Genomic DNA, 19,601 nt, shown 5'->3' with positions numbered 1-19,601 from the left:
AATGCCGTCTGCAGCACGCCTCAGCGAGGGAAAAGAACCTCACCCATTCCAAGTACTGCGTTGTCACCGCCATATTTCTGCGGTGCGATGCCCAGAAGCGGCCGTTTCAAAATACCCTCGGCGATCAGATGGCGATCGATGACTGCGGCGAAAACGCTCTCTGGCGCACCGCATTCGACGAAACTCGGCGACAGGCTTTTCGGCGCGCGATCGAGCAGGATCGAACCGCGACGCATCAAATAGCCGGGCATCTCGCCGCTGCCGCCGGCCACCACCAGCGTGCCGGCGATCATGCGGCTGCCGGCATTGTCGCCTGAGCCTTTCAGCACCGCGATCAGGCCGCGCCGCATCCGGTCGGCTGCAAAAGCGCCCGCTTTGCCCCTGACGATCAGCACACCGCCATTCATGCCGGCCAGTTCCCCGGCGAGCGGCGCACCAAGGTGATCACCGGCGTTGCCTGTTATTTCAAGCCTGCCGCCGCGCATGCCGGAGCCGGCGTGCGGACCTGCATTGCCTTCGATCGTGAGCGTGCCGCCGCGCATGGCGCGCCCGGCCTGGGCGCCGGCATTACCGACGACGCGAACCGAACCGCCCCGCATGCCTTCCGCCACGCGGTCGAGGCGCGTGCTTCCACCTTCGAGCACGATGTCCAGCGGATCGTTTCCGGCGACGCGAAAGATATCGCCGACCTTCGATCCATGCTTCGACATGCCGATCTGGATTTTTTCGATATCGCGCCTTTCGATCCCGGCAAGCCGCTCCGGCGTCAGCGGCGACAGGTCAAGGCGCTCGGGCGGCTCGGCGACAAGGGTGAAGGTCAGCGCTTTCACGGCAGCATATCCTTCAGCGAATAGATGAACTTGCCGAGCTTGCCGCCGTAATTGCCGGCGCTTATGCGAACCGCGCCTCGCTTCGGCCCGAGCTCGATGACGGTCTTGATGCCGGCCTTCATCGCGGCGGCAACGGCATCGTTGGTCTCGCCATCGATGACGATTTCCAGGACAGCGTTGATGTCGGAACCGAGCTCACTCCTGACAACACCGCGCAATGTCGGCGCGTAGGCTTCGTTGGCCGAGGCGATCATGCCCTTGTATTTGCCACCGATCTTGGAACCCGAACGGGCGATGCCGCCCGGAAACGGCACGATCGCGCCCGGCACCAGGCCTATCGCCGCAACCGCGGCCTCGGCGGCAACCAAGGCCTTGGCGCTGCTTTCAGCCATGACGAAGAAATTGCCGCCGCCGACGGCAGCCTTCGTCAGCCCGGTCGTCGCTTCGCACAGGAATTCGCCATCCATGACGGGAACGCGCCAAAAATGCCTGCCGCCGATTTTCTTGGAGATCTGCCAGCCGTCACCAAAATAACGCAGCGCCGAACCGAGCTTCAACTCGGCGCTGCCCTCCAGTCCGGCGAAGCAGGCGGAACCCGGCGAGGTCAAGACACACTGGCCGACGCGATTGAGCAGTTGTTTCTGCAACTCGTCTGTTCCCATCGCAAAGATCATCACGCGGCAGCCGGGCCGGCCATCCGGTGTGGCCGATGGCGGCAGTTCGATATCGATTGCCGCTTCGCAGCCGCAGCCGATCACCGAGGTGGCAAAGCCGGTCATCGTGATCGCCGCCTGGCGGGCCCATTTCCGGTTCGGCGCGGTGATGATGATGGCGGTCGCACGCATGCCGAAGGCCTCGGCAAAGGTATCGTCGATCACTATGCCATTTACGCTCACGTTCGGCATGCAACCTCGCCGAATGGCTGTTCGCGCGCGATCGCGGAATCCGGGAAATTGAACCAGTCCAGCGACAGGCCGTAGCGCTGCTGGTGATAATCCTCCAGGCGCCGCACCATCGCCTTGTCCGGCGACGGATTGAGCCTGAGCGCCTTGCCCCAGCGGTAATGGGTGATCTCTCCGTCCTGCACGACGAGATCGCCATCCTTGAAGACGTACGCCGCCTGCCTCAGCATTTTCGCGATATTCCCGTCCCTGCGGTAGACAGCGATATCGGCTATGGCGCCGGCGCCGAGATGGCCCCGGTCTGTCAGCCCGAGCAGCTTGGCTGGGGCCGCGCGCGTCATGACGGCAATTTCCTCGAACGTGTATTCGCGGTCGACTGCGGCCAGGGTGGAGAGCGCCATGGCGGATTTTGGAAGTCCGGCAATCATTTCGGTGCGCGCTTCCCGGCTCATCAGCAGCTCGAACAGGGCCGGATAGGCGGTAAAGGGCGCGCCGTTGGGATGATCGGTGGTGAAGAAGACACGCCAGGGATCGTCGATCAGGAGAAAAAGCTCGAGCCCGATCGCCCACTGCATCGCGCCATAGAAATCCTTGCCATAGCTATAAGGCACGATGCCGCCGCCATTGCCGTCGCCGTCATGAATGACGGATTTCTTCGGCTGCGCACTGCCACGCGCCGAAAACTGCCGCATGACGTCGGAGGAGACGGTGACCGTCTGGCCGAACATCACTTGGCCGATATCGATGGTGACTTCCGGCGTCGCGTTGACCAGTTCGGCAAGACGCGCCGCGGCCGACGAAAACCTGCGCTTGCCTTCCGTGCCATAGCCGTAGAACTGGAGATGGGCGAGGTGCAGCGGCAATCCTTCCGCCGCCGCGATCGTCGCGGCCGCCGTGTCCGCCGATCCGGGGCTGCCCAGATTGTTGCAATGGACATGCAGAGGATGCGGGACGCCAAGGCTGTCGACGGCCGCCTGTAGCGTCTTGACGATCTTGCGCGAGCTGACGCCATAGGAAGGCACGACATCGTCCAGCGAGAAGGTGCGGACGTTTTCCTTGAAGGCGGCCGCCGCACCGGCGTTGATCACCTTGACCCCAAGCGCCCGCGTCGAGGCGACCGTCCATGCAACATAGTCCTCGATCATTTGAGAGGAGGCGTCGTCGCGGACCATCGACAGCAGGAAATCGTCGTTGCCGAGAATGGCGAGCGTCGCCTTGTCGATGATCGGGATGTCGGCCAGTTCGAGATGGGTGTGAAGTGCGGCTCCCGGCGACATCGCCGGTTCGACGACCGTGGTGAAACCCATCTTGGCGTAGAGGCAGCCGGTCTGGAATGTCGACCAGCCGGCGTTGGAGAGCGGCGTCGTCGCCGGCCGCGCCTGGTGCGCGGCATGCTGCTCGGGCAGGAGCAGCCGTGCCGTATTCACGTTGCCGCCACCGATATGGGAATGGATGTCAATGGCGCCCGCCATCACGATGCAGCCGGCAGCGTCGATGGTCCGGTCGGCAGCGCCACCCGCCGGCGCCGCAACGATCTTGTCGTCCCTGATCCAGAGGTCGCCCTTGCCGACACGGCAGTTGACGGGATCGATGATGTCGCCGCCGGCAATTTTCGTCAGCATGGCAACGCGGCCTCGGCGGAGACATGACTGGCGACCAGGCGGATAACAGTCGCAGCGGAGGGCAGTTCGGACGCCGCTCGCGCATCGATCGACCGCAGCGAACCGGTGCGGCTGGAATAGACCACCGCCTCGTGATCGACGCCCGCTTCGCCAATGGCGATGGTGACCGCAGCACCCGCGATCGGCTCCTGCGTTTTCGCCAGCGCAATCAGCGCCATGCGGTTCTTTTTCTTCTGCGGCTGGACAATTGAGGAAGATATCCGCAGGTGCAGGTCGGCTTCGCCGGCAGCGATCATGCGCGCGACATCGTAACGCCAGGGATCGAATTCCGGGACGCCGCGCGCAAAGCCGGTGCGCAACGGAAAACCCGTCATCCAGGTCGAGGCGAGCGCGCTACCCCATCCGTTTTCGCTTGCCGGCAGATGAAGGCCGGATGCGCGTGATTTGCGGTTGAGATCAGTGATCAGTCCTTGCAGCATCTCAAGCGCCAGCCCCTCGGTTGCGTCGCCTGAAAACAGGAAGACGGGAAAATGCGCAGCCTCCAGGGCTTTGGCGAAATCGTCGAAATTCGACACCGGCTGCGATGTTTGACGCCCCCTGCACTGCGTCCTCAGCGCCGCCAGTGTCGCGCCGAGGCTTGCCTCGCCGCAGGACAGGAGCGTCGCCGTCCGCCCGTTGTTCAGCGGCGGCGCCGACGCCCCGTTCGACCCGACCAGAAAGATCTCGCGTTGATTCTTGCCTGAGAGATCGGGGGCCGAGAAATCGGGAACCGTGGCTGAGAGCTCGCCGACAAATTCATGATGGATTTGCGGGAGTTCGCCGACAATCACCACGACATCGGCGCGCCGGCGCGTCTCGCCGGGCGCAACGGTCATCGCGCCTTTGTCGGTAAAGAGCGCGGTCTCCCGGGAAACTGCCGCGCCATCGGCATGATCGTATGCCGCGCCAACCCGCTCAGCCAGCGCGATCGCCGCCCTGGTGCCGTGTATATCCGTATCCAGGCTGAAAACCGGGCACCGGCTTGACCCCAACAGCGCGGCGGCATGTGCAGCCGCGCGCTCGACCAGCGTTTCCCGGTTGCCGATCCAAGCAACCGCCATTCACTACGCCACTTTCTGGTGCCGGCCCGATCCTAGACGAAACTGGAATGGCCGTGAACCCCGCCTGTCAGCAGATTAGCGAATGTTTTCTTAAGCCATCAACAAATTCCGACCGCGCTTAATCATATTTGATGTAGGCGAAGCGCTGATCGGTCGGCGGAGTGCCTTCCAGCGCGCCGCCTTCCCTGGCCGGCTGCCACTGGACGACATCCTCGATCTTTTTGGCCAGCGCGAAGTCTTTGTCGGTGATGCCCTTCGCTGCGTGGTTCATCAGGCGCACTTCGACCCAGGCGTAGGAAGCCGTGATGTCGGGATGGTGCCACGCTGCCTCGGCGAGATGGCCGACCGTGTTGATGACCATCAGTGTCGATTTCCAGCTATGGGTCTTGTATTTGCGCCGGATCCAGCCGTTCTCGTAATACCATTTCGGCAGCTCCTTCTCGAGCCGGTCGGCAATCTCGGCTTCCGAATAGACCTTTTCCTTAGGCGTCTCGTTCATCTCGACCTCCGCGACTTGCCCGGTCCGTTTTGCGCCGGGGCCAAAAGAAGATAAAACGAATGCATTCTCTCCGGCTTGCCCCTTCGACGAAAACAGCTATCATGGCGACGGGCACCTAAACTTCCATGATGCGTCTATGATGCACCCATCGGGGGGTAGATGTCGAATTCTGTTACCATACGAGTGCCCGCCCGCCTGCACCTTGGCTTCCTCGATCTCAATGGCGATACCGGACGTCGCTTTGGCAGCGTAGGGTTACCCCTGAGTGAACCCGAAACCGTCGTCACCCTGTCGCGGTCCAGCGAGACCATCGTCGAAGGCACCGAGAGCCGGCGCGCCGGCGAACATTTGTCGACGCTCTGCAGGCATCTCGGCATTCGCGGCCAGCACCGTCTGGTGATCGAACAGTCGATCCCGAGCCATGCCGGCCTGGGCTCCGGCACGCAGATCGCCCTTGCCGTCGCCTCGGCGCTGCGCACGCTCCACAAATTGCCTCTCGATATCGGCGGCGATGCAACCCTGCTCGACCGGGGCGGCCGATCCGGCATCGGCATCGCCAGTTTCGAAAGCGGTGGTGTCATTGTCGATGCTGGCAAGGACGACAGTGGCAGGCCGCCGCCGGTCGTGACGCGACTGCCGTTTCCGGAAGAGTGGCGCGCCATCCTGATCCTCGACCATGCCGGCCATGGACTGCATGGCGATGCCGAGATCGCGGCGTTTCGTTCGCTGCCGCCGTTCCCGGCGTCCGGCAGCGGCGAGATCTGCCGGCGGGTGCTGATGGGCATCATGCCGGCTCTGGTCGAGCACGACCTTCCAGCCTTCGGCGCCGCCGTCACCGCGATCCAGATGCTGATCGGCACCCATTTCGCACCGGCGCAAGGCGGCGTGTTCACCTCGAAGCGGGTCGAGAGGGTGGCCCACGGTCTCAATGAAGCAGGCGCTGTCGGCATCGGCCAGAGTTCGTGGGGACCGACAGGGTTTGCCTTCGCCCCATCGCAGGACGCTGCAGTCAGCTTCGTCAGCGCGGTTCAGCAGACAGTTGAAGACGGCATCGAAATCAGGATCGTCAAGGGCCGGAATTCCGGCGCGAAGATCAGTTCGACCAAACTTGATCTCGTCGGCAGCTGACGGCCCGGCAACGCGATCAGGTTCAAGAGGAAAGGCGAGAAATGGCCCGCAAACACATCCTGCACATGCTGACGCCGTTGAAGCATATGAGCCCGTTCGACGTGAACATGGCTCTCGATGCAGGTTTCGACGCCGTCGTCCCCTATGTCGATGTAAGCCTGGGAGAGGTGACAGGCCTCGTGCAGGACGCGATCTTCTCGCGCCCGCCCGATGCGGGCGTCGATACCGGCATTTTTATCGCCGGCAAGGATGCCTCGCTGGCGCTCGACATGTTCGACGCAGCGCGAAAGGCGATGGTGCCGCCTTTCCAGGTTTCGGTATTCGCCGATCCGGCCGGCTCGTTCACCACGGCCGCGGCGATGGTGGCCAAGGTCGAAAAAGCGCTGGAGAAGAAATTCGAGCGCGGGCTGAGGGACACGAGGATCGCTGTTTTCGGCGCCACCGGCGTCGTCGGCTTCTGCACTGCCGTCATCGCAGCCAGGGAAGGCGCCCGGGTCACGCTTGTTGGTCATGACGGCATCGAAAGGGTCGAGCAGATCGCGGCCGAGATCAAAAGCCGTTTCAACATCGCCGTGGATGCGGCCGACGGGTCGAGCGACGCCCGCAAGACGAAGCTGGTCGAGGCGAGCGAGGTGATCCTGGCGTGCGCCAAGGCCGGCGTCCAGGTGGTCTCAAAAGCCCAGCTGAAAGGCGACGGCCTGCTCATTGCCGCCGACGTCAACGCGGTCCCGCCGGCCGGCATCGAAGGCGTGGCCGTCAATGCCAATAGCGATCCGCTCGAAGCGGCAAAAGCTGTCGGCATTGGTCCGCTTGCCATCGGCAACGTGAAATACAAGGTCGAATTCGGCCTCTTCAAAAGAATGATCGAAGCCGAAAAAACCATCACGCTCGATTTCCAGGAAGCATTTTCCCTTGCACGCGAAATCGCCAAATAACGCCGGATCTCTATTGATCGCGGCGATTTCAGGCCGGGCGCTGGCTGCCGCTGCGCGCCGCGCCGGCTATCGTCCGCTGGTCGCCGATTTCTTTTGCGACACGGACACGGTCGCGCTTGCCGAACGCGCGACGATGCTGCCGGGCGACCTGCAACGCGGCATCGACGGCGAGCGCATCATGGAGACGCTTCAGCAATTGGCAGGAGACGACCAGCCGGTCGCCATCGTCCTGGGTTCTGGCTTCGAGCGGATGACGGAGACCGTCGATGAGATTGCGCGCCATTTTCCGCTCGCCGGTAATGGCGGCGGCGCGATCCGCAGGATCAAGGACCCGCAATTGCTGGCCGCCGATTGCGCCGAACTCGGCATTCCGCATCCGCAATTCCGATGGGACCGGCCGCCCGATCCGGAGAACTGGGTGGTCAAGACCGCGGGCGGCGCCGGCGGCACGCATATCAGACGGGCCGCCGGAGAAACCGTCGCCACCGGCCGCTATTTCCAGCGTTTCGTTGCCGGCCGCAGCATCTCGGCCCTGTTCGTCGGCGACGGCCAAACCGCTGATATCGTCGGCTTCAGCCAACAATGGGCGTCGCCTGCCCCGGCAGCGCCCTATCGCTATGGCGGCGCCGTGCGGTTGAGACGCTTCGATCGCAGGCAGGCGGCGATGATCCGCGGCTGGCTTTCAGGTCTGGCGGGCCGCGCCGGCCTGGTTGGATTGTGCAGCGCCGATCTCATTCGCGGACCGGATGGCTACAAGCTCATCGAGATCAACCCGAGGCCAGGCGCCACCCTCGACATTTTCGACGAATCCGACGCCCCACTGATCGAAGCGCATCTGCGCGCCGCGGCAGGCAAGGCTTACCGTCTGCCGCGCTTCGTCGATTCGATGGCGTCGATGGTGACCTATGCCGCGGCGCCGATCGCCCGGTTTCCATCGTTTGCCTGGCCTGAATGGACTGCCGACCATCAGTCGCCCGGCACCCGTCTGATTACTGGCGATCCTGTCTGCACCATCTTCGCGCGCGGTCCGAGCGCCGATCTGACCAGGCGGCTCATCAAGGGACAAGCCCGCCGATTGCAACACCAATGGGAAGGAGACCGGACATGAAAGACGGTTCGGCATTCCTGAACGACAATGCGCAGCGCATCATAGACGGCATGATCGGCAACGCCGAACGCCTGCGTATCGCCGTTGCCAGGGGGCCATTGGGCGAGTGCCTGATCGATGCCGGCGCCAAGGCCGCCGGCGGCGTCGAGGCCGGCCTGCACATGGCGGAAGCCGCGATGGGCGGGCTCGGCAGCGTTTCGGTCTGCATGGACCGCGCGTCGCGGAAATGGCCGCTCACCGTCGAAGTGCGGTCTTCGCAGCCGGTGCTTGCCTGCCTGGGCAGCCAGTATGCGGGCTGGAACCTGTCGAGCCAAGGCTATTTCGCCATGGGATCGGGACCGGCGCGGGCGCTCGCCCGCGTCGAACCGCTGTTCGAAACACTTTCCTATCGCGACACTGCATCATCCGCGGTGCTTATCCTGGAGACCGCCGAACCGCCGCCCCAGGCGATCGTTGAGAAGGTCGGCAAGGCAACCGGATTGCCAACCGAAAAGCTCACCTTCCTCTATGCGCCGACACAAAGCCTTGCGGGCAGCGTGCAGATCGTCGCGCGCGCGCTCGAGGTTGCCTTGCACAAGAGCAACGATCTCAAGTTTCTGCTTGAGAATATCGTCGATGGAATCGGTACCGCCCCTATCCCCGCCCCCCATCCGGATTTCCTGACCGCCATGGGCAGAACCAACGACGCCATCATCTATGGCGGCAGCGTCCAGCTCTTCGTCAAAGGCTCGTCGAAAGACGCCAGCGAGCTGGCGGAGCGACTGCCGAGCCGCGCCTCGCGGGACCACGGCCACCCCTTCGCCGAGGTCTTCAAGCGGTTCAACGGTGATTTCTATGCCATTGATCCGCTGCTGTTCAGCCCGGCCGAAGTGATCGTCACGGCGATCGAGACCGGCGATACGTTTCGCGCCGGCGAGCGTGATCTGCGGATGCTCGAACGGAGCCTCGGTTAGGCCATGGCGCTGCAATGGATTAGTCTGTCATCCGCCTGCCGGGCCGCCCGCTCGCGCCTTCGGTATACCGGTATCCGAGGCGCGACATGATCCCCCGTATCCTGATCGTCAGCGACGTCTCGGACACCCGCGCCAAGGGCCTGGCGGCAAGGCTGGACCGGCGGGGCGCCGTGGTCGCAACCGTGCCGCTGGCGGCAATCGCGTTCGACACCGGCAGCCCGAGCGGACTGTCGATCCCCGGCTTCGATGGCGCGCTGCCCGACGCCGTGCTGGTCCGTTCGATCGCCGCTGGATCGTTCGAAGCGGTCACCCGGCGCCTCGGCGTGCTGCACGCATTCGGCAAGCTTTCCATTCCGGTGTGGAATTCAGCACAGGCGATAGAACGCTGCGTCGACAAGTCGATGACGACCTTCCTCCTGAAGCATGCCGGCCTGCCGACGCCGCCGACATTCGCGGTCGAAGGACGTGCCATGGCCGAAGCGATTGCCGAACGCGAACTGCCGTTCACGCCGCTGGTGATAAAACCGCTTTTCGGCGCACAGGGCCGAGGCATCCGGCTGATCGAAACACTGTCCGATCTCCCCGCCGAGGACGAGGTAAACAGCGTCTACTATCTTCAGCATTACGTGCCGCGCCCCGGCCCTCCTTTCCGCGATTTTCGCGTTTTCGTCTGCGCCGGCGAGGTCCTGGCGATGATGAGCCGCCGTGGCGACGACTGGATCACCAACGTCAATCGCGGGGCAGTGCCAGAGCTGGTTTCGGGGCAGGTTTCGCTGCACGGCGAAACCGAATTGGCGACGCTGGCACGGGCCGCCGCCGCCGCTATCGGCGCCGATTTCGCCGGCGTCGATATCGTGCCGTCGGCCGACGGCACGATGTTCGTGCTTGAGGTCAACAGCATGCCCGCCTGGTCCGGGCTTCAATCGGTCGTCGCGGTGAACATCGCCGATGCGATTGCAGACGCCCTGCTGAAATTCCTGGCCGATCGTACCGAGGCGGCGGCAGCGCGACCCTACCGCCTCACTGCGCCGGCGAATTCGTGACCGACGGCATGGCGCTTTCGCGAGAACGTCTCCGGGCTGCCTACAAGGACGCCTGCCGGATGGAGATCGAGGCGCTGAAACCGGGCAATGTCCATCTGTTCGCCGACGGGCACGGCATGTCCGCCGCCCAGTTCATGACAAGCGCAGAGGTCTCGTCCGCGCCGCTGACCGATCCGCGACTGCCGGTCGGACAGCGCATGCTGGAAGCAGTCCGCGCGACACGTCTGGCAGTCGCGACCAATACCAATCTCGGTATCATTCTTCTGGCAGGGCCTCTGCTATGCGCCGCCGAAATGGCGGGCGCCCAACTGCACGACAGTCGACTGCACGACAATCGACTCCACGACAATCTCGACGCGGTGCTGCGCGCGATGAGCATGGACGACACCAGGGCGGTGTTCGAGGCGATCGTCGCGGCCGCGCCGGGCGGGCTCGGAGAGGCCGCGAACGATGTGCGGCAGGAGCCGAAGGTTCATCTGCTCGAAGCCATGCGGGAGGCGGCCGACCGCGACATGATCGCCCGCCAGTATGTTACCGGTTTCGGCGACGTATTCGGCGTCGGGCTTGCGGCTCTGGAAGCGGCGTTGGCACGCGGCGAAGGCGGCATGTGGCCGACGGTATTCGCCTATATGGCGTTTCTCGCCGGCTTCCCCGACAGTCATGTGGTGCGCAACCATGGAACTGACGTCGCAGATCAGACGCGGCAAGAAGCCCTTGCCGTTCAGGCGGCGCTGCATGCCGACGATGACGAGACGTCACGCATTCGTCTGCTGATGGCGCTCGACCGCCGGCTGAAAGCGGACAACGTCAACCCCGGCACTTCGGCCGACCTGACCGTGGCTACTCTTTTAGTCCACACCCTCGGCGTTCAGCTTGCATAATCGCAACGTTGGTGGTTGACTTTCAGGAGCGGAAGCTGGGCTTCCGCGGCTATCCAGCCAACCGGTCCGGATGTCCGGGCGCTGCCAACAAGGATAGCTGTCCATCGAGCGCTCGCTCGGTTTGCGGCGTCTTTGGACACCATAACTGTGTCTTGGAGGAAATTGGCATGGCAAAAATCTCGAAAGTAATGGTCGGTGAATCGCTGGTAGGAGACGGCAACGAAGTGGCGCATGTTGACCTGCTCATCGGCCCACGCGGGAGCGCAGTCGAAACAGCATTTTGCAACGCGCTTACCAACAACAAGGACGGTTTTACCTCCCTTTTGGCGGTGATCGCGCCCAATCTTCAGTGCAAGCCCAACACCGTGATGTTCAACAAGGTCACGATCAAGGGCGCTAAACAGGCCGTGCAGATGTTCGGCCCGGCCCAGCATGCGGTTGCAAAGGCCGTGCAGGACAGCGTCGCCGAGGGGGTCATTCCTGCCAGTGAGGCGGACGATCTGTTCATCTGCGTCGGCGTTTTCATCCACTGGGACGCGGCGGACGACGCCAAGATCCAGAAGTACAATTACGAAGCGACAAAGGAAGCCATCCAACGCGCGGTCGCGGGAACACCGACCGCCGCCGAAGCCACGGATAAGCGGGACCAGGTGAAGCATCCGTTCGCGGCTTAGACAAGAGACAGCCCCGCACAGGCAAAACCCTCCGCTGAGCCGGATGGTCTGTTGCGCCGCCTGAAAAAACTTCTGGGCCTTTAGAGCATCGGACCCCAAAAACCTGCCCTCGGAATTGACCCGAGGGTTGGGAACCGGTTTTGGGAAATCCGATGCTCCAGCAAAGAGATAGAGCGGCGAGACGATCGACTTGAGAGTTCGCCGCTCTAATCCAAGGCAGTTTCCGAGGCCGAAGTTCGAGATCACGCGATGTCAGGTGCCAAGCGTTGCGAGGTGCCCCGGGGTGAGCGTGCCGTCATGCAGCGAGGTCGCGACCAGCGCCGCGGCGATACCGAGTGACGAAAGGGCGCGAATGTCAGCCTCGTTGCGCACCCCGCCGGCCGCGATGACGGATCGGCGTCCAGCCTTCGCCTTGATCGCCTCGAGCCGCGTGAAATCGGGACCGGAGGCGGAGCCGACCTTGGCCAATGTCATGACGATCACCTTTTGCGGCCAAAGCTCCGGCTCTTCGAGAAATGCTGCCGGTCCGCGAAATCCGTCGTCGAAGAAATCCAGCGACAGGATAAGCTCCGGATGATCGCAAAAACGCCGCAACAGCGCGTCGTCCTGCTGCGATTCGGATCCCAGGACCGGACAAAGCCAGGGTTCGGCAAGTGCTGCCGAAAGTGTTTTCTCGTCGGCGATGCCGGCATCGACCCAAAGCTCCGGCGGCTCCGCCATCGCCTTCAGCCGGGCAAGCGCGCCGCTGTTTGGGGTTCCGCCTTCGATGCCATCCAGATCGGCGATATAGAAGGCCGGAAAAGGATAAAGCCGGCGCAGGCCTTCGGCGACCGCGACGGCATCGGAACTTTGACTGAGCGGCGTAACGATCGGCCTGTAGCGATCGCGTTTTCCTTGCTGGGCGCGGACCACCTCGCCGCCTTTCAGGTCAAGAACCGGAATGATACGCAACGCTCTTTTTCTCGCCGACCAACTGCCCCTGACCAACTGTGATGAAAGCTTGAACCGTGGAAAAAAGAAAGAGCATCGTTGCCGGCTTCGATATTGGCGGCGCGCATCTGAAGGTGACGCGTGCGCAAGACGGCCGCATCGTCGAGGCAGTAACGATCGCCACGCCGCTCTGGCAAGGGCTCCATACCCTGACCTCGGCATTCGAGGAAACGGCTCCGATCTATGCGGGCGCCGACCTCAACGCATTCACCATGACCGGCGAACTGGTGGATGTCTTTCCGTCCCGCGATGCCGGCGTCGCGGCTCTTCTGAATGAGATTGCAACCCGTGTCCCAGGCGAAAAGTTGATCTATGCCGGGCCGTCCGGCCTTGTCGGGGTCGAGCAGGCAGCGCGGCTGAGCAGCGATGTCGCCTCCGCCAACTGGCACGCCACGGCGTCGCTGGTGGCGAAACTCGCCGGCGATGCCCTGTTCGTCGACATGGGCTCCACCACCACCGACATCATCGCCATTAGGAATGGCGCCGTCGCCAACGACGGCTACACCGATGCCGGACGGCTTCTGAGCGGCGAACTGGTCTATACAGGCTTCACCAGGACGTTCCTGTTCGGCGTCGCCTCGTCGGCCCCCGTCCGCGGCAGGCTGACACCGCTGATGAACGAGTATTTCGCCTCGATCGCCGATGCGCACCGTATCCTCGGGGTGCTCGACGAGAAGGACGACAGGCACGCGTCCGCCGACGGCAAGGAAAAGACCGTCGATGGTTCGATAGCGCGGCTGGCGCGCATGATCGGGCGCGACGCCGCCGAGCTGACACCGCCGGAATGGCGTGAAGTCGCACGCTGGTTCAGCGAACGGCAATTGCGCAAGATCCATGACGCAGCATGCCTGGTTGCCGGGCCCCTGGCGCGGGATGTGCCGATCGTTGGCGCCGGAACCGGCCGCTGGCAGATCAGGCGACTGGCCGAACGCATGGAACGCCGCTTCGTCGATTTTGCCGAGATCATCCCCGCAGATGACGCCATTCGCGGCGAAGCGAGCAGCGTGGCGCCTGCGTCCGCGGTGGCGCTGTTGGCGGGATCTCCATCATAGGCGCTCTACCTGGTTCAGCCCCGCGCCTCCTCGCCGGGAGACCCCTTGACCGACAGGTGATCGCCGACACGCTGCATCAGCCAGTCCCAGGCTTCCTTTTCGCCCTCGCCCGCGGTCTTTTCGATGGCGATTGAAAGGTAGGCGATTTCCGCCTCGATCTTGTCGCGCGGCAGCATGCCGAGCCGGCTGACCAGGATGGCCAATTCCAGCACCGCCGCCTTGGCGCGGTTGAAGCCGGTGAACGGCGCATGCGTCTCCTCCTGCACCACGCGGCAGAAATGGCGAGGTCGCATAGCATCGCCGTCGACACTTTCGACTTCGAGGACCGAATGCGCGAGCGCCGCCTCGAGCCGCGGCACCGGAGATCCATCGACGGCAACGGTTGGCCAATGCTTGCGCCCGGTCAGGCAGCCGGCAAAGATACGCACGTCATCGGTGTAATTGGCGATGGCGAACGGCACTTCGGCGAGATTGTCGAGCGTGATCGACGGCCGGAACGGCGCGATGACCCAGCCGTCCTTCTCGGCGATGATGCCGATCGGGGCGATGTGGACATCGCCGGCCTTGTTGACGGTGGTGATGATCGATTCGCGAATGTAGGGCATGGTTTAGCGCTCTTTCTTCGCGCGGAGCGTGTGACCTGCTTCCGCAAGGCGGGTGCGGTCGGTTTCGGGAGCCGGCGCGGCAACGCCCCATGCGAGCGGCTCGTCCTGCACATAGCGCTTGCCGAGGCGCCACGCGATCTCGGCTTTCATCAGTTCCGCGCCGAGATAGAACGCGTGTGCGCCATCCGCCTCAACGCCAAGCCCGGCAAAGAGTTCGAATGCATCCGTGGCAACCGCATGCCCTTTGCCGTTGAAAACATGGATGCCGTCCTCGGCGGTCATGATGCGGAAGTTGGCGTCGCGCACCTCCGCCGCGAGTGCTGCGATATCCTCGGTCGAGGCCGTAAACGGCTTGCGGTCGTGAACCTGCAGGAGCCCTGGATGGTAACTCCGCGGCAGCGCACCGTCGTTCTTCGCCGCGAACAGGATGCGGCGGGCAATATCGTGCTCCTCGATCGTTCGCAGCGTGTGCGGGCTGACATGCACGGCAAGCACGTTTCTGATCTGAAGTTCCGAGCAGAGCCCGGCCAGAACGGCGGTGACGCCGGAACTGTCGGCGTCGGTCAACTCGGTGAGGTTGCCGGTGCCCATCAGCAATTCGACCTCGGGCCAGCGGCGGCGCGCCTCGATGAAGCGCGCAAGTGACGCCGCAAAGCCGAAATGGATCGGGTCGAGCACGGGGTCGGCGATGAAGGCGACGCCGGCCCTTTGCGCCGCTTCGATGGCCCGTCCGAGCGAATCCAGGTCGCCGGGGGTGGATGGGATCAACACTGGTACAGCCTTGTAATCGAAGGCCAATGGCAGCGTGTTCTCATCGAGGCTGAGAAGATAGCCCGCACCGGCGCGTGCGCCGATCGACAGTTCGTCCGTGCTGGCCGAATCGACACTGACCAGAAATCCCTGTGCCTTCAGCTCGATCACGGCCTCTTCAAGCAATGGAAACGGCGTTTCCGGCAGGCAGCCGAGATCGATGACGTCGGCGCCGGCTGCGGTCAGCGTCTGCGCCCTCGCCACCAGCGCCTCGACCGACAGCATCGGCGCATCGACGATTTCGGCGAAGATGCGCATGTCATGACGCGAAAGATCAGGCGGCTCGCCCGCCCGGCCGAGAAAGGCCGGCAGATCGGCGATCTCGTCGGGACCGCGGACGAAGGGCACGCCGAAATGGTTCGACAGATGCTCGATGTCGCCGCGATAGCGGCCGGGCAGGATGACGCGGTCGGCGCCGCCTGTCAGGCTGAGCCGCCGCTTGATGATATCTTCGCTCATCAGCGCCGCGACCTTGACGCCGATGTCGATGATCTCCCAGGCAAATTCGGTTTCGCCCAGCCCGGCCAGCAGCCTTTCCAGCCGGACCTTGGCCAGATGGCCGGTAAGAAAGACCAGCCGCTCAGCCATGGCTTGCGAGTTCGGCGTGGCGCCGTCTGACCGAGGCTTCGAGATCGGCAAGCGACTCGACCACCTGGGTCCGCTCGAAGCTCTTCAGCTGGTTGGTGTTCTCCAGGTCGATCCTGCGTGGATAGACCTTGACCAGCCCATGCGGCGCCATGGTTTCGAGTTCCGGCGCGGTGTCGCAAGCAAAGACGATCGCCGGCACCCGGCATTTTCCCGCCTGGGCAAAGACGTTGGTGGCGAGCGTGTCGGAAATGCCGTGCACGCATTTGGCGACCGTGTTGGAACTGGCCGGCGCCACCACCACCGTGTGATAGACACCGTGATAGAATTCGCCGACCGGGATCGCGCTCGCCGTCTTGTCGTGCAGCACGCGCGTCGTCTCCGGAAAATCGAGCTTGAGCTTGTACATGCGCAGCACTTCGTTGGCGGCTTTCGACACAAAGACATCGCAATGCTCGAGCTGGTGAATGAGTGCGAAGCTCTCCGTAAAAAAATGACCGGAACCGGTCAAAACCCATGCCCAGCGCGGCGTATGCAACTCCGCCATCGCCTACCCTGCTTTTCTTGCCGGCCGGATCGGAGCCGCGATCGCGATGCCGGGCAGATTGCCCGACGCGAACAGCGCCCCGGCTTCGGCTGCATCTTTCGGACCGGCGAGATGGAAATCGACACCGTCGGGCAGCATGGCGGCGAAGCCGGCGTCGACGATGCCTCTGACTGCCAGGCTGTCGATCGTGTCGCTGCCGAGGAAGGCGCCGGTCTGCTTGATCAGCAGCAGCGCATTCGCGCCGAGCTTGCCGGCAAGCCAGGCGGCAAGGGAATCGGAGGTAACATCCCAGGACGCCGGAATGTCCGGCGCCGCCAGCGCCAATGACGACGGCAGCCACACCGGCACCTTCCCCGCGTCCAGGGCTCGCAGCATTTCTTCCAGCGACCGTGCCGGCGCCAGCCTGTCGTCACGGTCGAGGATGACCTGGCCGAACTGCTCCATGGCGAGGATCGCCATGGCGTGGGCGGCGGTGTCGGAAAAGTCCGTGCGGAACTGCATCTCGCGCACCTGGTCGGCAAAGAGGCCGCCGCCGGGCACGATGACGATCGGCAGCTTGGAACCCGCCAGCGCCGCGATCCAGCTTTCCATTTCCGCCGCATGGACCGTGCTGCCGCCAAGCTTGACGACGGCTGGCTTGACGGCGGCTCGCCTGACGACCTCAGGCCTTTCCTGTCGCGGCTGGGAAGCAGCGCTTTGCTCTTTTCGGCCGGCAGGGCCGGGGGCGACGCCGCGGCCCGCCGCTTGCCGCTTGCGTTCGATCTCGACGCCGACGCCGCCTGGGCCGAGTTCGAGTTTTTCCACCCTTACCGTGACGCGCACGACACGCGGGTTCTCCAGAATGTACGTCGCCACCTGCTCGGCCAACGCCTCGCTCAGCTGGACATGGCCCCGCGCGACGATGGTGCGAATGCCGTCCATGATGATGTCGTAGGAGAACACATGGCGCATGTCTTCGGGATGGTCGGTGACTTGCAGCACGTCGGCGGTCACGTCGAAACGCACCTTCTGTGTATGGCCGTGCTCGAAGCTGTAAGCGCCGATCTGGACCGGCAGGACAAAGTCCCGCACGAAGATCTTGTCGGTGCCCAGTGTCGGGTCGGTGCCCGGCGAATAGCCCCTCGCCGCCAGCAGGCGGTAGTCGACGCTCGACGCGCCGCCGGCCCGGGATGCTTCCGGGACCAGCTCGCGGATCTGCGAAACCGCCTCGGCACTGATCGAACCCACGCGGCCGGAGTGGCCGCACAGCGCCCCGCGAAAGCCGAGAAAATCGGGAGCGAAGGGCAGCAGGCGCGGAACGTCTGGGGCTTCCAGCGATCCGCTCAGCCCAACTATGAGACCGAGCGATTTGGCTCGATCGATGAACCCCGGGATACGCTCGGGTGGCAGATGGTCGAGCAGCCGCCCGTTTGCCTTCTTCGCAGTGTCGACCATGGCGCCGTGGAAGCGACGTTTGGCAAACTTCGGCAGAAGCTCGAAATCCGGCGCCAGATCGGCGAAAAGCACGGCGATCAGCTTCGTTCGCGCGGCGAGCGGTTCGAGCGCTGCCGCGCAGGCGGCGGCATTTGCCGACGGAAAAAAGCCTATCTTGACGTAATCGACACCGGTCGCAGCGATTTCTTCGGCCTTGGCGCGGATCGTCTCCGGTTCCATCGGCAGGTCGCCGCAGACCGCGCTGACCGGCGCCCGGCCGGCGATGAATGAAATCGTGCGGCGGATGGTTTGCGTGGATACCGCGCCCAGCGCTCCCGCCTTCGGCTCCTTCAGGTCGACGATGTCGACGCCGCCCGAAAGCGCGATCTCCGCCTCGTCGACGCCGGTGACACTGGCCAGCATTCTGGTCATTGGACTTTCTCCGGCATGAGGGACAGGACGCTCTCGGGCCCGAACACCGAAATCCGCTCGGTTGCCGTTCCGGCGAGCAGGCATGGCACTAAAGCAGACGCGAGACGTCCACTTTCAGGGTTTGATAAAGTTTGCGGGTCAGCTAAGCTCATCACGGGCACCTTGACTTCGCGCCGCTCCGACAACAATCGGACTTTAGCGCAAGATGGGTAATTTTTATCGATGACAAGCGCGGTGCCGGGCACTCTCGCGGCCTTTTTGTGCTTTTTTTCCCTGACCGTCAACGTTCCGCGCGCGCCAGCCCAGGAAGCGACGGGCAAGCAACCGGCAGCAACGGCAAAGCCGGAAAAAAAGCTGACCGAAATCAAGATAGGCTATTTGCGCGCTTATGCGCCGCAGCTGGCCTTGTCGGTGCTCGACGTCCCGCCGCGCGATGAAGGCGTTGCCGGCGGCAATGTGGCGATTGCCGACAACAACACGACCGGCAGCTTCCTCGGCCAGAAATTCAGCCTCGACGTGACCGAGGTAAAGCCGGACGCGGATGTCGTTGCGGCCTTCCAGGAAATGATCGCCAGAGGCGACCGCTATGTGGTCGCAGACGTCTCGGCCAGGCAATTGCTGTCGATCGCCGATCTTGCCCGCGACAACGGCGTTTTGATCTTCAATGCCGGCGCCACCGACGACAGTCTCCGCGAAGAGGAATGCCGCGCCAACATCTTCCACACCATCCCGACGCGCAGCATGCTGGCCGACGGGCTGGCGCAATATCTCATCTGGAAGCAATGGCGGCGCTGGGTGCTGATCTACGGCTCGCACGAGCGCGACCAGCTTTTTGCCGAGGCGCTGCGCCGGGCGGCGACGCGCTTCGGCGGCGAGATCGTCGGCGAAAAGCTGTTCGAGGATACCGGAACGGCACGGCGGACCGATTCCGGCGTCGTCCAGATCCAGCGGCAGATGCCTGTCTTCACCCAGGACCTGCCGGAGCACGATGTGTTGCTGGTCGCCGATGAAAGCGAGGTGTTCGGCACCTATGTTCCGTTCCGCACCTGGACTCCGCGGCCGGTCGCCGGCACCGCCGGCCTCACCCCGTCGGCCTGGCATCCGGCCAGCGAGCAATGGGGCGGCACCCAGATCCAGAACCGCTTCGCCAAGGCAAACGGCCGCCGCATGATGTCGAAGGACATGGCGGCGTGGACCGCGGTGCGCATTCTCGGCGAGGCGGCGACCCGCACGCAGGGCGCCGACCCGCGCAAGATGGCCGACTTCATCCGCTCAGACGATTTTTCGATCGCCGCCTTCAAGGGGCAGAAACTGACTTTCCGCAAGTGGAACCAGCAGTTGCGGCAGCCGATCTTCATCGGCGACAACAGGTCGGTCGTCTCGACATCGCCGCAGGAAGGTTTTTTGCACCAGGTGTCGGAGCTCGATACGCTCGGGGTCGATGAGCCGGAAACAAAATGCGTGCTTGAGTAGAACCAATTGGGAGGAATTT

19 protein-coding genes are annotated in these 19,601 nt (G+C 63.7%); 9 read left to right on the top strand and 10 right to left on the bottom strand.

Going from position 1 to position 19,601, the window contains the following annotated elements; translation table 11 throughout:
• Window positions 1–20: 20 nt before the first annotated feature.
• From AC0NIE_RS14815 to AC0NIE_RS14795, 5 genes are all read right to left on the bottom strand, one after another.
• The gene (locus tag AC0NIE_RS14815) at window positions 21–830 is read right to left on the bottom strand and encodes a formylmethanofuran dehydrogenase subunit C (protein WP_473485512.1); all 810 of its coding nucleotides are present in this window, start codon (window positions 828–830) and stop codon (window positions 21–23) included.
• Entirely contained in the window at window positions 827–1,735 is a 909-nt protein-coding gene (fhcD, locus tag AC0NIE_RS14810) for a formylmethanofuran--tetrahydromethanopterin N-formyltransferase (RefSeq protein ID WP_473485511.1), read from the bottom strand. The genes AC0NIE_RS14815 and fhcD overlap by 4 nt, the downstream gene beginning before the upstream one ends.
• Entirely contained in the window at window positions 1,723–3,354 is a 1,632-nt protein-coding gene (locus AC0NIE_RS14805; RefSeq protein ID WP_473485510.1) for a formylmethanofuran dehydrogenase subunit A, read from the bottom strand. Before AC0NIE_RS14805 ends, fhcD begins: the two co-directional genes overlap by 13 nt.
• A complete protein-coding gene (locus AC0NIE_RS14800; RefSeq protein ID WP_473485509.1) occupies window positions 3,348–4,454 on the bottom strand; it encodes a tungsten formylmethanofuran dehydrogenase in 1,107 nt (368 codons plus the stop codon). The genes AC0NIE_RS14805 and AC0NIE_RS14800 overlap by 7 nt, the downstream gene beginning before the upstream one ends.
• Window positions 4,455–4,572: 118 nt before the next feature.
• Window positions 4,573–4,953: a 4a-hydroxytetrahydrobiopterin dehydratase gene (locus tag AC0NIE_RS14795; RefSeq protein ID WP_123148513.1), complete on the bottom strand. Its 381-nt coding sequence runs from the start codon at window positions 4,951–4,953 to the stop codon at window positions 4,573–4,575.
• 159 nt (window positions 4,954–5,112) lie between these two features.
• Between AC0NIE_RS14795 and AC0NIE_RS14790 the strand changes: the two genes are divergently transcribed.
• The 7 genes from AC0NIE_RS14790 (at window position 5,113) to fae (ending at window position 11,675) form a co-directional block, all read left to right on the top strand.
• A complete protein-coding gene (locus AC0NIE_RS14790) occupies window positions 5,113–6,081 on the top strand; it encodes a beta-ribofuranosylaminobenzene 5'-phosphate synthase family protein (RefSeq protein WP_473485508.1) in 969 nt (322 codons plus the stop codon).
• A gap of 41 nt (window positions 6,082–6,122) precedes the next feature.
• Window positions 6,123–7,016 (top strand): NAD(P)-dependent methylenetetrahydromethanopterin dehydrogenase, encoded by an 894-nt coding sequence (locus AC0NIE_RS14785; protein ID WP_095496346.1) that lies wholly within the window; start codon window positions 6,123–6,125, stop codon window positions 7,014–7,016.
• Between the two features lie 13 nt (window positions 7,017–7,029).
• A complete protein-coding gene (locus tag AC0NIE_RS14780; RefSeq protein WP_473485507.1) occupies window positions 7,030–8,124 on the top strand; it encodes an ATP-grasp domain-containing protein in 1,095 nt (364 codons plus the stop codon).
• Window positions 8,121–9,077, top strand: coding sequence for a methenyltetrahydromethanopterin cyclohydrolase (gene mch / locus AC0NIE_RS14775; RefSeq protein ID WP_473485506.1), 957 nt, complete (start codon window positions 8,121–8,123; stop codon window positions 9,075–9,077). The genes AC0NIE_RS14780 and mch overlap by 4 nt, the downstream gene beginning before the upstream one ends.
• Before the next feature lie 86 nt (window positions 9,078–9,163).
• The gene (locus AC0NIE_RS14770) at window positions 9,164–10,120 is read left to right on the top strand and encodes an ATP-grasp domain-containing protein (protein ID WP_473485505.1); all 957 of its coding nucleotides are present in this window, start codon (window positions 9,164–9,166) and stop codon (window positions 10,118–10,120) included.
• Window positions 10,117–11,001 (top strand): triphosphoribosyl-dephospho-CoA synthase, encoded by an 885-nt coding sequence (locus tag AC0NIE_RS14765; RefSeq protein ID WP_473485504.1) that lies wholly within the window; start codon window positions 10,117–10,119, stop codon window positions 10,999–11,001. The genes AC0NIE_RS14770 and AC0NIE_RS14765 overlap by 4 nt, the downstream gene beginning before the upstream one ends.
• Window positions 11,002–11,168: 167 nt before the next feature.
• Complete coding sequence (gene fae / locus AC0NIE_RS14760; RefSeq protein WP_123148516.1) at window positions 11,169–11,675, top strand: formaldehyde-activating enzyme; 507 nt, start codon at window positions 11,169–11,171, stop codon at window positions 11,673–11,675.
• Window positions 11,676–11,927: 252 nt separating this feature from the next.
• Here the strand turns inward: fae and AC0NIE_RS14755 are convergent, their stop codons facing one another.
• Window positions 11,928–12,626, bottom strand: coding sequence for a HisA/HisF-related TIM barrel protein (locus AC0NIE_RS14755; RefSeq protein WP_473485503.1), 699 nt, complete (start codon window positions 12,624–12,626; stop codon window positions 11,928–11,930).
• 56 nt (window positions 12,627–12,682) lie between these two features.
• Here AC0NIE_RS14755 and AC0NIE_RS14750 point away from each other — a divergent pair, with 56 nt between their 5' ends.
• On the top strand, window positions 12,683–13,717 hold the full coding sequence (locus AC0NIE_RS14750) for a hydantoinase/oxoprolinase family protein (protein ID WP_473485502.1): 1,035 nt from the start codon (window positions 12,683–12,685) through the stop codon (window positions 13,715–13,717).
• Between the two features lie 14 nt (window positions 13,718–13,731).
• On the opposite strand, the gene AC0NIE_RS14745 is transcribed toward AC0NIE_RS14750, so the two are convergent.
• The 4 genes from AC0NIE_RS14745 to AC0NIE_RS14730 are packed head-to-tail and all read right to left on the bottom strand — an operon-like array spanning window position 13,732 to window position 18,109.
• Window positions 13,732–14,322, bottom strand: a complete 591-nt coding sequence (locus tag AC0NIE_RS14745) for a DUF447 domain-containing protein (RefSeq protein ID WP_473485501.1) — start codon at window positions 14,320–14,322, stop codon at window positions 13,732–13,734.
• Window positions 14,323–14,325: 3 nt separating this feature from the next.
• Window positions 14,326–15,720, bottom strand: coding sequence for a DUF6513 domain-containing protein (locus tag AC0NIE_RS14740; RefSeq protein ID WP_473485500.1), 1,395 nt, complete (start codon window positions 15,718–15,720; stop codon window positions 14,326–14,328).
• The gene (locus AC0NIE_RS14735; protein ID WP_473485499.1) at window positions 15,713–16,264 is read right to left on the bottom strand and encodes a flavoprotein; all 552 of its coding nucleotides are present in this window, start codon (window positions 16,262–16,264) and stop codon (window positions 15,713–15,715) included. The genes AC0NIE_RS14740 and AC0NIE_RS14735 overlap by 8 nt, the downstream gene beginning before the upstream one ends.
• A gap of 3 nt (window positions 16,265–16,267) precedes the next feature.
• The gene (locus AC0NIE_RS14730; RefSeq protein ID WP_473485498.1) at window positions 16,268–18,109 is read right to left on the bottom strand and encodes a (5-formylfuran-3-yl)methyl phosphate synthase; all 1,842 of its coding nucleotides are present in this window, start codon (window positions 18,107–18,109) and stop codon (window positions 16,268–16,270) included.
• Window positions 18,110–18,331: 222 nt separating this feature from the next.
• Here AC0NIE_RS14730 and AC0NIE_RS14725 point away from each other — a divergent pair, with 222 nt between their 5' ends.
• Complete coding sequence (locus AC0NIE_RS14725; RefSeq protein ID WP_473485497.1) at window positions 18,332–19,582, top strand: ABC transporter substrate-binding protein; 1,251 nt, start codon at window positions 18,332–18,334, stop codon at window positions 19,580–19,582.
• Window positions 19,583–19,601: the final 19 nt, after the last annotated feature.

The organism is Mesorhizobium sp. WSM4842 (genome assembly GCF_055901575.1).
Note: the sequence above shows the minus strand (reverse complement) of the source record. Positions and strands in the feature narration are given on the sequence as shown.